This window comes from Flavobacterium aestuarii, from assembly GCF_040049115.1.
Lineage (GTDB): Bacteria > Bacteroidota > Bacteroidia > Flavobacteriales > Flavobacteriaceae > Flavobacterium > Flavobacterium aestuarii.
This window is the reverse complement of sequence record NZ_JBDLZZ010000005.1, coordinates 51,843-64,812: the sequence shown is the minus strand read 5'-3', so window position 1 is coordinate 64,812 and position 12,970 is coordinate 51,843. Positions and strand designations below refer to the sequence as shown.

Below are 12,970 nucleotides of genomic sequence, written 5' to 3'. Positions count from 1 at the left end.
TACGTAGGGACAGCTCGCGAGCTGTCCGTACACAAAAAGATAAAAAAATGGGTTTCGAGATAGATGAATATTTAGTTGGGAAGTTTTTCAAGCATTTAAAAAGCCGAAAAAAAACTAATCCCGAAATAGAAGCCAGAACGGTTAAGCTCTCCGAGATCAAATCCCGATTGACCATCATGGCTCGTGCCCTGACTGGAAATCCAATCGAAATATTTCCAGCCGAAAGGGAAGGAGGCTACAAGAACAATAACTTTTTTCTCCCCATTTCGTTTGCCGAATTCCCAACGCTGGAAGAAAACCTCAGGTTTTATCATTTTAGGATTTTGTTCCTGTGTGTACAGCAACGCTTGAACCTGAATTGGAATTTCCAAGACAAAGAACCATCATTGGAGCTTTCACAGCAAAAAGCGTTGGAAACATCCGAAGAAATTCTAACTGTTTTATTTGAAGAATTCTCCATCGACAGGCAGTTTTTGGCGAATGCCAAAAATCATTTTATTAATCAATCATCTGCCAAAAGCGAACCGGATTTTTCGTGGATTTTTGGCAAATGGATGAAAAATGAAATAACAACTGACAATGATGAGGTATTGCAGAACTTCTCGGATGCAGCCAAAAAGCCAAATGAAAGCCAGCCTTTAACAACATTAAAAGCACAAGCAGTTGAAGAAGTTGTCACAGTTGAACTCGACAAAAAACAGCAGGAAGATTATGTGATGCTCCACAATTTTGAAAAAGTGGAAACTGCCGAAGAATTCAACGGCAATTGGCGTGATTTTGATGGATCGGACGAATTGGAAGAGCATCAGGATGCCTTGGAAGAGCTGAATATGAAATACACTGTTCGGGTAGATGACACTTCGCATTCCGTATATCAGGCTGATTTTATGGAAAACACCACGATTTCCGAAAGTGCTTCGGTAGATGCAAAAGGTTTTCATCATGTGTATGATGAGTGGGATTTCAGTAAAAACAGTTACAAGGAAAATTTTTGTAAAGTATATCCAAAAACACAGCTGAAAACAGACAGCAATTATTATAAAAACACCATAACCAAAAACGCTTCTACCTTGATGGGCTTGCGCAAAATGCTGACAAATGTCAACAACAAAATGCAACAGCAGCAAAGGCAGACACAAGGCGATGAATTTGATATCGACGCTCTTACAGATCTGTACGTTGATGTGCATTCGAGAAGAACACCTTCGGAGAAAATTTATGTTTCCAATCGAAAAAAAGAAAAAGATCTATCGATTCTGATTCTGCTCGATATCAGTCTTTCCAGCGATGGATACGCTTCGGGTAATCGTGTTATTGATGTAGAGAAAGAAGTGTCCATTCTTTTTGGAGAGATTTTAAACGAGTTCAATATCGATTTTTCTATTGACAGCTTTTATTCCAAAACCCGAAATTATTCGACTTATTTAACGGTTAAGGATTTTGACGAAAGCTGGATTGCTGCCAGACACAAAGTCGGTGCCATAGAACCCAGCGGTTACACCCGTATTGGCTCAGCTCTGCGTCACGCCGGAGTCCGTCTCGATAAAAGAAGCACTAAGAATAAATGGGTTATCCTGATTTCGGATGGAAAACCAAATGATTATGATAAATACGAAGGGAAGTACGGTATTAACGATGTAAAACAGGCACTTCGTGAACTCAATTCCAAGAACATTAATTCCTATGCATTGGCCATCGAAGCCGAAGCTAAGTATTATCTGCCTCAAATGTTTGGGCAAAATCACTATCAGATTCTCACCACGCCCGTAGAGCTTTTGCAGTCGCTAGTGAAATTATATGAAAAGATAAAGCATCAAAAATAAAATTAAACATATAAGCCATATAAAATCTTTAAAGCTTGATGTATGAAAACTTATGTGATTTATATGTTTTAAAAATGTAATTAAAATGAAAGAAATAACAGACACCCCAATATTGCCCGAAGGACATCCAGTTTGGATTTATTTTCAGGAAAAAGAATTAATTGAGTCTCTTTTGGAAGAAATAAAAACCACAAACCCTTCTGATGATTTACCAAAATATACAAATGTTTTCAATCAATTGTTCACGATTGAAAAGCGTTTTGCCCGAAAAGAAAATCAGTTATTTCCTTTTTTGGAAAAGAAAGGCTGGGTGGGACCTTCGCAGGGAATGTGGTCGTTTCATGATAATCTGCGTGAACAGTTTCGATTGATTCAGTATTATATCAAAACGAATAATCCAGAGAAAATAGTAACAAATACCACTTTCCTGGCAGATGGAATTTACCGTTTGCTGGGCGTTGAAGAAAATGTTCTGTTTCCAAACTCATTAGATATATTAAAGGAAGAGGATTGGATAGAAATGCGCAAAGGCGAAGATGAAATTGGCTGGATGCTAGCAGAAACGCCACCTGCTTTTCCAAAAGTCGAATACATACATCCAAGTCAGGATTTCACACAGAGAGATTTGTCTTTTTCATTAGAAAACACTTCCCATTATGATGAAGGATATATGACCGTTGAGCAGGTTAATCTGCTTTTGAGAACGATGCCATTGGACTTGACGTATGTGGACGAAAATGATAAAGTTATTTTTTATAACCGGGGCGAAGAACGCGTTTTTCCAAGAAGTGCCGGCATCATCGGGCGTGAAGTAAAGTTTTGCCATCCGCCAAAAAGTGTGGGAACGGTTCTCAAAATTCTGGATGAATTCAGAAAGGGAACTCAAAATGAATCTTCGTTCTGGATTAACTACAAAGACCGCCTGATTTACATTCGCTATTTTGCAGTAAGAGATGCCAATAAAAATTACAAAGGCGTAATCGAAATGTCTCAGGATATTACCGACATCAAGAAAATTGAAGGAGAAAAAAGATTATTGGATTGGGAATGAAAAGATTTCTGATTTTGGTGCAGAAAGATTTGGTTTTTTACCATTATCTACAACAGAAAAAGCTGAAATAATTGACTTCTTTTTTCAATATCTAAAATCATTTATCATTCCTCTATCGTTTTACCACAAAATCATAAATCTAAAATCAAATGGAAACCTTAAAAATAAACTACAAAAACATTTATTATCCGCCAGGAGGAATCCTGATGTGGATCATCATTTTTCTGGAACTCATCACTTTCGGAATGGCATTAGTCGCTTTTGTCTATTACGGGAGTGAAAATGCAACGGTTTTTCATGAATCAAGAATGGAACTGAACACGGTATTTGGAACAATAAATACTGTCTTTTTATTGACAAGCGGTTATTTTATGGCCAATGCAGTGCATCAATTCAAGGAGAATAATATTCGAAAATCATCACTATTCTTTAAGCTGGCAATGCTCGGAGGATTTTTATTTCTGGGACTCAAAAGCGTAGAATATTATCATAAAATAGAAAGCGGTATTTCATTGGAAACGAATATGTTTTATACATTTTATTGGCTGCTCACAGGATTCCACATGATTCATGTAATTATGGGATTAGTTATTCTGGCCTGGACAAATTATGGAATGAGAAAGAAAAATTCGGATACCGCCGTTGAAGATGTAGAGGCTTGTGCTGCCTTTTGGCATATGTGCGATCTGATCTGGTTATTGTTGTTTCCTGTAATATATTTATTTTTTTAGTAATGAAAAATTTATTAAATTTAGTCCTGATTCTGTTGATAATACTCACCATAGCAACAGCTTATGTCTCTGAATGGAGTGTTTTGTCAGGTTTCGCCGTGCCATTTCTAGTTTTATTGTCATCTATTAAATTCCTATTAGTTGCATTTCAGTTTATGGAGTTAAAGAAGGCACATACGTTCTGGAAAATGAGTTTGTTAATTACTTTGGGATTGCTGGTAATTCTGATTGTCAGCCTCAAATAAATGTCTTAAAAAAAAGTTAAGAACATGATATTTGTCATCCTTTTTTTGGAATTCGATTTTTAATTTTACAGTATAAATAAAAGACAATATTATCCTTTATATAGAAATACCTTTTTAAAACTAAAAAATTATGAAAAAACCATTCCATTTTAGCAAGCTATTGAAGGCGATTGCCTTTACATTTGTTGCTGTCAGTTTTTTTTCCTGCAATAAAAAAGAGGAAGAAAAAAATGCAGATTATTATCAGAAAATAAAAGTCGAAGGACAAAAAGAAGCCGAATTGACTGCGCCCCCTTTTGTGCCAAAACCTGTAGCAGATAGACCAGCAATGCGTTTGGTAGTTAATATGGAAATCAAGGAACAGGAAGGCGAAATGGCAGATGGAGTAAAATATACATATTGGACATTTGGAGGTTCAGTGCCTGGAAGTTTCATTAGAACAAGAGTAGGTGATGAAGTGGAATTTCATTTGAAAAATCATCCAGATAACAAAATGCCTCACAATATTGATTTGCACGCCGTTACTGGACCAGGCGGGGGTGCAACATCATCTTTGGTAGCCCCTGGACATGAAAAAGTATTTAATTTTAAAACTCTTAATCCAGGCTTGTATGTGTACCATTGCGCTACCGCACCTGTGGGAATGCACATTGCAAATGGTATGTACGGGCTTATTCTGGTTGAACCAGAAGGTGGTTTGCCTCCAGTTGACAAAGAATATTACATCATGCAAGGAGATTTTTATACCAAAGGTGCTTATGGAGAGCAAGGTTCTCAGCCATTTGATATGAATAAAGCTATCAAGGAACAGCCAGATTATGTGGTGTTTAATGGTAAAGTAGGTTCTGTAGCAGGAGACAAGGCTATTACGGCCAAGGTAGGCGAAACAGTGCGTATTTATATGGGTAACGGCGGTCCTAATCTGGTATCTTCATTCCACGTAATTGGAGAGATATTTGATAAGGTGCATATTGAAGGAGGCGATGTAATTAATAAAAATGTACAGACAACTCTTATCCCAGCAGGAGGTTCTGCTATAGTAGAGTTCAAAGTTGATGTTCCTGGAACATTCATTCTGGTGGATCACTCTATCTTTAGAGCATTCAACAAAGGAGCTTTGGGAATGTTAAAAGTTGAAGGGGAAGAAAATAAAAAAGTATATTCAGGAACAACTCAGGAAGGAATTTATTTGCCTGAGGGAGGAACAATACAAAATATGCCAAATGAAAATGGCGGTGCCAAGAAAGCAGTGGCGGCTAAAACAGTTCCAGAACAGATTAAATCAGGTAAAGAATTATTTGGAAGAACCTGTTTTGCCTGTCACCAATCAGAAGGGCAAGGAGTTCCAAATGCGTTTCCTCCATTGGCCAAGTCAGATTTCCTAAATGCGAATCCTGATAGAGCAATCGGTGCCGTATTACATGGGTTAAGCGGTGAAATTACCGTAAACGGAAAGAAATTTAACAACGTAATGACTAGTCAGAATTTAACAGATGACGAAGTTGCTGATGTCTTGACCTATGTTTATAACAGCTGGGGTAATAACAAGACTGTAGTAACACCAGCAATGGTAAAAGCAGTTAGAGCAAAACCAGCTCCAAAAGCAGCATCAGGTCATTAATTATAATAAACAATAAATAATAATCAATAATTAATTAATACAATAATGAAAAAGTATATTCTTTGCATCGCAATGATGGGATTGGGTTTAAAAGGCTTTAGCCAAGATGTAAATAAAGGGAAAGGGGTTTACACAAAAACCTGTATCGCTTGCCATCAAGCGACAGGTGCTGGAGTTCCAGGAGCTTTTCCACCTTTGGCAAAATCAGATTACTTGAATGCCGATGTAAACCGCGCCATCAAACAGGTAATCAAAGGGTCTAATGCTCCAATAACCGTAAACGGGAAAAAATACACCACTCCAATGCCTCCACAGGCTTTAAGTGATCAACAGATTGCTGACGTGTTAACTTACGTATATGCAAATTGGGGAAATAACAAAAAAGTGGTGACTGTAGCAATGGTGAAAGCCCAAAGAAAATAATAAATACTTAAGCAAAAAGAGCAGCAATGTTTACACAAAAAAAAATATCAATTTTCTTTTTATTGTTCATAAGCATTACTCTTTATGCTCAAGAGGTTAAAACAGCAGCTATAAATGGGGGAACTTTTGTTCCCCTTTATGGTTCTGTCAGCAAAAGACCGGTCAAAATTGAACCATTTCAGCTAGATGTTTATCCAGTTACCAATGCACAATACCTTGCTTTTGTAAAAAAATATCCAGCATACAGCCGTTCAAAAATAAAAGGATTGTTTGCCGATAAAAGTTATCTGCACCAATGGGCAAGTGATTTTAATTACGGAACAGATAATTTGAGCAATGCTCCTGTAACCAATGTTTCCTGGTTTGCCGCCAAAAAATATTGTGAATGCCAAGGCAAGCGCCTGCCAACAATGGACGAATGGGAATTTGTCGCAATGGCAGATGAAAAACGCTCTGATGCACGTACCAAAGAGGAATTCAATAAGTACATTTTGTCCTGGTACGAAAAACCCAAAACCTATTTAAATCCAGTAGGGAAAACTTTCAAAAATTACTGGGGAGTTTATGATATGCATGGATTGGTCTGGGAATGGACTTCGGACTTCAACAGTATTTTTCTTTCGGGCGAATCCAGAAAAGATAAAGACACCGATAAGAATCTCTTTTGCGGAAGCGGATCAGTAAATGCAACCGATCTGATGAATTATGCCGCTTTTATGCGATATGCTTTTAGAGGAAGTATTAAAGCAAATTATACTACCAAAAATTTAGGTTTTCGATGCGCCAAAGATTGATATCAGTCATCGATTTCCAGCCAAAACTATACAATATGAAATCAATTTCAACCCAAGTGCAGAAAGGAATCTTTAAAGGGAAATTCATTTTGCCTCTTTTGTTCATTTTTACATTTTTATTTGTTTTTGAAAGCTGTAATAAAAAAGAAACTGCCGACAGCGAAAAACCTATTTCCGATTTATCTATTTATAACCTTCCTTCGAAATGGACCAATCAAAATGGTCAGAATATAGAAATGAAAGATCTGAGGGGGAAAGTACTGGTCATGGTCATGATTTATACTTCCTGCAAAGCTGCCTGTCCTCGCCTGGTGGCCGATATGCGGAATATTGAATCGCGTCTGCCAGAAAACGTAAAAGACAATGTTAAGCTGGTCTTGATAAGCATCGATCCCAAGGTGGATACTCCAGAGCGTCTCAAAGCCTTTTCAATTGAGAATAAAATGGAAGGAGATCAATGGGAATTTTTGAGATCTACCGAAGAAAACACCAGAGAATTTGCAGCAGTTCTGGCTGTGAATTATAAAAAAATATCTCCAATGGATTTTTCACATTCTAATATTATAAGCGTTTTTAATGCCGAAGGCGAATTGGCTTATCAGCAGGAAGGATTGGGGGTAAACTCTGATGCAACCATCCAGAAAATAACCGAAGAAGCAGCGAAACTAAACTAAAATCTAACCCACATGAAGCTACTACAAAAAATGGCATTGGTATGTATATCAATGGTCAGCATACATACTTTTGCCCAGGAATTTGATGCCAATCTGCAAATCAGGCCTCGTTACGAATTCAGAAACGGTTTTAAAGCACCTATTCCGTACGGAGAAACACCTGCTCAATTTATATCTGGTAGAACACGTCTTAATTTAAATTTTAAGCAGGATCAATTTGTAACCAAACTCACATTTCAAAATGTCCGCGTTTGGGGTGATGTTGCACCAAACACAAAATCCGATGTCAATGGAATCCAGCTATTCGAAGCTTGGGCGCAATATAATTTCAACGAAAAATGGAGCACCCGTTTAGGGCGTCAGGTAATTTCGTATGACAATCAGCGTATCCTTGGAGAAGTAGATTGGGCTCAGCAGGCACAAAGTCACGATGCCGTATTGGTAACCTATAAAAACAAAAAAAACCAGCTGGATATGGCATTTGCCCTAAATGCTAATAGCGAAACAGATATTGCAGTTCCTTATGCAGTTGCAGCCTACAAAACAATGCAATATGCCTGGTATCACACAGCGATAGATAAAATCAATGTGAGTTTGTTATTCTTAAATACAGGTTACGAAAACAAATTGACCGCGCCAATCCCTACGCCAACACCCGAATTAAAGGTAGATTACATGCAGACTTTTGGAACCTATTTCAATACAAAAAGCGAAAATTGGGATGGAAATGCATGGTTTTACGGCCAAACCGGAAAAAACAGTACCAATACCGTTAGTGCATTCGATGCTGCTCTTAATTTTAATTATGCAGTGACATCCAAGTTTAAAGCAGGGTTAGGATACGAATTTTTATCAGGAAAAAGCCAGGGAGATACGAGCAGTGATATAAAATCATTCAACCCTCTTTTCGGTACCAATCATGGATTCAACGGGTATATGGATTATTTCTATGTTGGTAATCACAAAAATTCGGTGGGACTGCAGGATGCCTTTTTGAAATTTGGTTATACTGCAAAAAAATGGCAGTTCAACTTATTGCCGCACGCATTTACTTCTGCAAACACGGTTTTGGACAGTAATGGAAATGAAATGAACAGCTATCTAGGTACCGAGATTGATTTTACAGCTGCTTACGCTGTTCACAAATTTATCAATATTACTGGTGGCTACTCCCAGATGTTTGGAACCGATACGATGCAGAGAGTAAAAGGCGGAGATGTCGATCATACCAACAATTGGGCTTGGGTTATGATCAATGTTAATCCACAGATTTTTTCTTTTAAATAATTCCCAGAGCCGCAAGTCAGAAAGTTTTTAAAGCCGAAAGGGATTTATTTAAAAACACAAACAATCCTTTTTGGATTGGGTTTTACAAACTTTATGATTTTCGACTTTCAATTTTTGAATAATTGTTAATTCTTGTATTGAAAAAAGGGGTTTCAATAGAACTCCTTTTTTTCAATCAAATGTTTGGATGCAAATATGCATTTTAAGAACAAAATTTAAAATATAATTATATATTTTTGCACCGTGAAAAAAATGATATTCATAATAGTGCTGCTCATGCTCGCAAAACCGATATTTCCGGTTGTGGACTACGTAGTGAATTATGAATACATTACAAAAGTGCTTTGCGAAAATAAGGCAAAACCCCAAATGCATTGTAATGGTAAATGTCATTTGATGAAAGAGCTGGCAAAAGCATCTGATGCCGAAAATCCTAAATCATCAGACAAAAAAGGTTCAGCCCAGCCAATAGAAGTGTTGTTTTTTGAGGAAATAAAATCTTATAATATCAGCACTCTTTATTCTTCTTATACAAAAAAAATAAACCCAGGCTATTCTGATTTTTACTTCTATCTGAATAGTGATACTGTATTTCGTCCTCCTATTTTTATTTCTTAAAATTTAGATTTATTTAATTCTTTCACTGTTGCCTGCGGCAGATGATGGAGTATGCTTTGTATTAAACTAAATTGTCTAATGCATAGCATAATAATGTATTGTTTTAAAAAATTAAAAATTAAGAAAATGAAATTTCAAATAAAAAATATAATTGCCATAATATGTATAACCTTAGCATTGGGTTCTTGTTCCTCAGATGATGCCACTCCAGCTGTAGATGAATTGGAAGGACTTACCAAGTTTAAGGAAATTACAAATACAACTCATACTATTGAATTGTACTCGCACCAGCCAGTACAGCAGGGCTATAATGAAATTTCCCTGAAAATTAAGGACAATGCATCTGGAAAGTATGTTCAAAATGCCACAGTCAGCTGGCTTCCGTTAATGCACATGACAATGATGACACACTCTTGCCCAAAATCAGCAATTGAAACAGCTGGCGCAAGCGGCACCGTTTATAAAGGTACCATTGTTTTTCAGATGGCACAAAACACCACCGAATATTGGGATTTAAAAATTGATTATTCGATCAATGGGACTGCTTATACAGCGACTTCGGTAATTGATGTTCCGGCTTCGGCTAAGCAAAGAGTGACTTCGTTTACAGGTTCAGATAATGTAAAATATATTCTGGCCTATGCTGAGCCTCATCACCCAAAAGTGGCTTTGAACGAGATGACTGTTGGTCTTTATAAAATGGAGTCCATGATGAATTTTTCTGTGGTCGATAATTTTAAGATTAAAATTGATCCAAGAATGCCAAGTATGGGTAATCACGGTTCACCCAATAATGTAGATTTGACCCAATCAGCTGCAGATAAATTATACCACGGAAAAATGTCACTTACTATGACTGGCTACTGGAAAATTAATCTACAGCTTTTGAATGCAAATAATGAGGTTTTAAAAGGCGAAGCTGTTACAGAATCTGTTCCTGCAAGCAGTATTTATTTTGAGTTAGAATTCTAATTTCAAATTGTATTAAAAAGGTCAAAATGTTTTTGGCCTTTTTTAAAATCTTATAATTCGGCCAAATGAAAAAGTTATTCTTTCTAATGCTATTTTGTTTTTCTGGTGCGATCCCCCTTTTGGCACAAGAACAAACAGTAGACTCGCTTGCTCCCAAAACACTAACCGAAGTAATTGTTATTGGAAAAAAAATGCAGCTGTCCCAAAAACAAGCCAAGCCGTTGACTACTGTAGATGATTATTTGCAGCAGTCAGGAAAAATTGATATGATAAAAAGAGGCGGTTATGCTTGGGAACCGCTGCTTAACAGTATGGCAACCGAACGTACGCTGGTAACCATTGACGGAATGCGTGTTTTTGGCGCATGTACCGATAAAATGGATCCTATAACTTCCTATGTGGAGGTTTCAAATTTATCCGAAGCCACGGTGCAGTCAGGACAACAGGGCAGCTGTCACGGAGCCACAATAGGCGGAGGTATTGATTTAAAGAGAAACAGAAGCGGTTTCTCCGATTCGGGTTGGGATGGCACGCTGAATTCGGGATATGAAACCAATAGCAATCAGAAAATTTTAGGTACTGCTATTAATTATGCTGCGCCTAAATTTTATATCGATACCGATTTTATGTTTCGCGATGCTGGAAATTACGATGCAGGAAATCAAGAGGAAGTTCTGTTTTCACAGTTTCGAAAATTCAATATTTCAGGAACTTCGGGTTTTTCTTTTAATGAAAATAAATTGATTGAAGCCTCGGTAATTTATGATAAAGCGACAGATGTTGGCTATCCCGCTCTTCCTATGGATGTTTCTTTGGCGGAAGCCTTAATCACTTCGTTAAAATACGAATACGCTCCTAAATCGTCATTGCTGGAAAAGTGGGAAACCAAAATGTATTACAACACCATAACACACAAAATGGATGATACAAAACGTCCTTTTGTTCCTGTACACATGGATATGCCGGGCTGGAGTGATACCTATGGGTTTTATTCTAAAGTGAATGGCGTTTATAATGCACACCATTTTATGGCCGATCTGAATTCGTTTTATAACCGTTCGATTGCCAGTATGACAATGTATCCTTCAGATCCAGCTGAAAACTTAATGTTTATGTATACCTGGCCAGATGTCCGAACGCTTTATAATGCACTTTTTTTGGAAGACAATTATGTGCTCAATTGTCATTCAAGCTTTAAATTCACGGCAAGTGTTGCAAATCATTCCAATAAAGTAACTAATGAATTGGGATTGGAAAGCCTGCAGATTTTTTACCCCGAAATGAAGGATAGTAAAAACCGCGTTTTAAAAAGTTTTTCGGCTGCTTATTTAGCCGATAAAAATAATTTTTCTTATAGTTTAGGATTGGCTTACGGAGATCGTGCACCTTCGGTTTCGGAAGGGTATGGATTCTATTTGTTCAATAGTTTTGACCGCTACGATTATATTGGCAACCCAGAATTGAAAAATGAAAGTTCACTGGAAGCAAATGCCTCAATTGGTTTTGCTGCCGAAAAATTCAGTGTAAAGATTATATCTTCGTACTTTCATATTTCTAATTATATAGTAGGGAAACCCGATGATTCTTTAATACCAATGACAATTGGTGCGGCGGGAGTAAAAGTATATACAGCATTGGATTATGCCACAATTGTTAATGCCGATTGCAGCTTGGAATATCAGTTTATGGAAAATTTGAAATGGACAGGAAAATTGGTCTACAGCTGCGGAAAAGATAATCGTCAGGATAATCTGCCATTTATAAGCCCATTGCGATATGCATCATCTGTTCAGTATCACATCAATAAATTTACATCCGAAATAGGTGTTCAGGGAAATGCAGTGCAATCGCAATATAATCCGTTTTATGGTGAAGACAGAACGCCAAGTTATGCCATTTTGAACGCTTCGGCGGGCTATAATTTTGTTTTGGAAAAAAGCCGATGCGGTTTAAAAGCAGGTGTCGAAAATATTTTAGACACGTATTATTCAACTTTTTCCGACTGGAATAATATTCCCCGAAAAGGAAGGAATTTCTTCGTGAACCTGAGTTTTGGGTTTTAAAAAAGGGGTTCAGCGAGCTGAAGAAGATAAATTATGGCGAATTGAAATAAAAAAAGGAGCTTCAAATTAGAAACTCCTTTTATTTATTGTTTTTTAGAATCTTAAAAAGCTTTTGTGGGTTTTGTCTATTGTCCCAAAAAGCAACAATAATTAATTCTTTATCGGTTGTTTTGTAGTAAATATTGTAATTACCTAAAGTCGAGGTTCTAATGTCTTTGTAATTAGTATTAACGAAACTTTCTGGATTTTTGAGTAGAAATTGTACTCTAGCCAAGATTTCATAAATTAGTTTTTCTGAATAAGCTGAAGATTTATTTCTTTTTGTCCAATATTTCAATATTTTTCTTCTTTCACGAACGGCTGTATCTGTCCAGATTACTGTTTTGACAACCATTCTAAATCTTCTTTGTCTAATTGTTCCTGCGAAATGACTCTTCCAAATTTTATATCTTCTTCTCCTTCTTTAACCATATTTAATTCATATTCGCTTAAATGGTAAATTTTATCTTTATCAATTGTTTGGAGTAAACCCATAATTTTTTTTAACAAGCTCTCATCTTCTACGGATTTTAGTTTGTCAAATATTTCTAGTTTTAATTCTAAAGTACTCATAATTGAATGATTTTGAATAGTCAAAGTTAACGAAAAGGGAAATGATTATTTAACTT

General features: G+C 36.7%; 13 protein-coding genes and 1 pseudogene. 12 read left to right on the top strand and 2 right to left on the bottom strand.

Annotation, left to right across the window (positions count from 1 at the left end):
- Positions 1-47: 47 nt before the first annotated feature.
- The 12 genes and pseudogenes from ABEG11_RS06720 (at position 48) to ABEG11_RS06665 (ending at position 12,302) form a co-directional block, all read left to right on the top strand.
- On the top strand, positions 48-1,823 hold the full coding sequence (locus ABEG11_RS06720) for a nitric oxide reductase activation protein NorD (protein WP_348823414.1): 1,776 nt from the start codon (positions 48-50) through the stop codon (positions 1,821-1,823).
- 85 nt (positions 1,824-1,908) lie between these two features.
- Positions 1,909-2,874, top strand: a complete 966-nt coding sequence (locus tag ABEG11_RS06715; protein ID WP_348823413.1) for a DUF438 domain-containing protein — start codon at positions 1,909-1,911, stop codon at positions 2,872-2,874.
- Between the two features lie 149 nt (positions 2,875-3,023).
- A complete protein-coding gene (locus tag ABEG11_RS06710; RefSeq protein WP_348823412.1) occupies positions 3,024-3,605 on the top strand; it encodes a cytochrome c oxidase subunit 3 in 582 nt (193 codons plus the stop codon).
- Positions 3,606-3,607: 2 nt separating this feature from the next.
- The gene (locus tag ABEG11_RS06705; protein WP_348823411.1) at positions 3,608-3,850 is read left to right on the top strand and encodes a cytochrome C oxidase subunit IV family protein; all 243 of its coding nucleotides are present in this window, start codon (positions 3,608-3,610) and stop codon (positions 3,848-3,850) included.
- 130 nt (positions 3,851-3,980) lie between these two features.
- Positions 3,981-5,471, top strand: coding sequence for a copper-containing nitrite reductase (gene nirK / locus ABEG11_RS06700; RefSeq protein ID WP_348823410.1), 1,491 nt, complete (start codon positions 3,981-3,983; stop codon positions 5,469-5,471).
- Between the two features lie 90 nt (positions 5,472-5,561).
- Positions 5,562-5,894, top strand: a pseudogene (locus ABEG11_RS06695) (c-type cytochrome); the annotation flags it as partial.
- Positions 5,895-5,920: 26 nt separating this feature from the next.
- The gene (locus tag ABEG11_RS06690) at positions 5,921-6,688 is read left to right on the top strand and encodes a formylglycine-generating enzyme family protein (protein ID WP_348823409.1); all 768 of its coding nucleotides are present in this window, start codon (positions 5,921-5,923) and stop codon (positions 6,686-6,688) included.
- 35 nt (positions 6,689-6,723) lie between these two features.
- Positions 6,724-7,362 (top strand): SCO family protein, encoded by a 639-nt coding sequence (locus ABEG11_RS06685; RefSeq protein WP_348823408.1) that lies wholly within the window; start codon positions 6,724-6,726, stop codon positions 7,360-7,362.
- 12 nt (positions 7,363-7,374) lie between these two features.
- On the top strand, positions 7,375-8,649 hold the full coding sequence (locus tag ABEG11_RS06680) for an alginate export family protein (protein ID WP_348823407.1): 1,275 nt from the start codon (positions 7,375-7,377) through the stop codon (positions 8,647-8,649).
- A gap of 252 nt (positions 8,650-8,901) precedes the next feature.
- A complete protein-coding gene (locus tag ABEG11_RS06675) occupies positions 8,902-9,267 on the top strand; it encodes a hypothetical protein (protein WP_348823406.1) in 366 nt (121 codons plus the stop codon).
- A gap of 126 nt (positions 9,268-9,393) precedes the next feature.
- Positions 9,394-10,239 carry a hypothetical protein gene (locus ABEG11_RS06670; RefSeq protein WP_348823405.1) on the top strand — a complete coding sequence of 282 codons (846 nt, stop codon included), beginning with the start codon at positions 9,394-9,396 and terminating at the stop codon, positions 10,237-10,239.
- 65 nt (positions 10,240-10,304) lie between these two features.
- On the top strand, positions 10,305-12,302 hold the full coding sequence (locus ABEG11_RS06665; protein ID WP_348823404.1) for a TonB-dependent receptor plug domain-containing protein: 1,998 nt from the start codon (positions 10,305-10,307) through the stop codon (positions 12,300-12,302).
- A gap of 79 nt (positions 12,303-12,381) precedes the next feature.
- On the opposite strand, the gene ABEG11_RS06660 is transcribed toward ABEG11_RS06665, so the two are convergent.
- Together ABEG11_RS06660 and ABEG11_RS06655 are read right to left on the bottom strand one after the other, a co-directional pair.
- Positions 12,382-12,696 carry a type II toxin-antitoxin system RelE/ParE family toxin gene (locus ABEG11_RS06660; RefSeq protein WP_348823403.1) on the bottom strand — a complete coding sequence of 105 codons (315 nt, stop codon included), beginning with the start codon at positions 12,694-12,696 and terminating at the stop codon, positions 12,382-12,384.
- Entirely contained in the window at positions 12,678-12,914 is a 237-nt protein-coding gene (locus ABEG11_RS06655) for a hypothetical protein (RefSeq protein WP_348823402.1), read from the bottom strand. Before ABEG11_RS06655 ends, ABEG11_RS06660 begins: the two co-directional genes overlap by 19 nt.
- Positions 12,915-12,970 lie beyond the last annotated feature (56 nt).

Coding starts and splice junctions, on each gene's coding strand:
- ABEG11_RS06655 (WP_348823402.1), bottom strand. CDS start 12,914: ATGAGTACTTTAGAATTAAAACTAGAAATATTTGACAAACTAAAATCC.
- nirK (WP_348823410.1), top strand. CDS start 3,981: ATGAAAAAACCATTCCATTTTAGCAAGCTATTGAAGGCGATTGCCTTT.
- ABEG11_RS06690 (WP_348823409.1), top strand. CDS start 5,921: ATGTTTACACAAAAAAAAATATCAATTTTCTTTTTATTGTTCATAAGC.
- ABEG11_RS06670 (WP_348823405.1), top strand. CDS start 9,394: ATGAAATTTCAAATAAAAAATATAATTGCCATAATATGTATAACCTTA.
- ABEG11_RS06685 (WP_348823408.1), top strand. CDS start 6,724: ATGAAATCAATTTCAACCCAAGTGCAGAAAGGAATCTTTAAAGGGAAA.
- ABEG11_RS06715 (WP_348823413.1), top strand. CDS start 1,909: ATGAAAGAAATAACAGACACCCCAATATTGCCCGAAGGACATCCAGTT.
- ABEG11_RS06705 (WP_348823411.1), top strand. CDS start 3,608: ATGAAAAATTTATTAAATTTAGTCCTGATTCTGTTGATAATACTCACC.
- ABEG11_RS06720 (WP_348823414.1), top strand. CDS start 48: ATGGGTTTCGAGATAGATGAATATTTAGTTGGGAAGTTTTTCAAGCAT.
- ABEG11_RS06665 (WP_348823404.1), top strand. CDS start 10,305: ATGAAAAAGTTATTCTTTCTAATGCTATTTTGTTTTTCTGGTGCGATC.
- ABEG11_RS06660 (WP_348823403.1), bottom strand. CDS start 12,696: ATGGTTGTCAAAACAGTAATCTGGACAGATACAGCCGTTCGTGAAAGA.
- ABEG11_RS06710 (WP_348823412.1), top strand. CDS start 3,024: ATGGAAACCTTAAAAATAAACTACAAAAACATTTATTATCCGCCAGGA.
- ABEG11_RS06675 (WP_348823406.1), top strand. CDS start 8,902: ATGATATTCATAATAGTGCTGCTCATGCTCGCAAAACCGATATTTCCG.
- ABEG11_RS06680 (WP_348823407.1), top strand. CDS start 7,375: ATGAAGCTACTACAAAAAATGGCATTGGTATGTATATCAATGGTCAGC.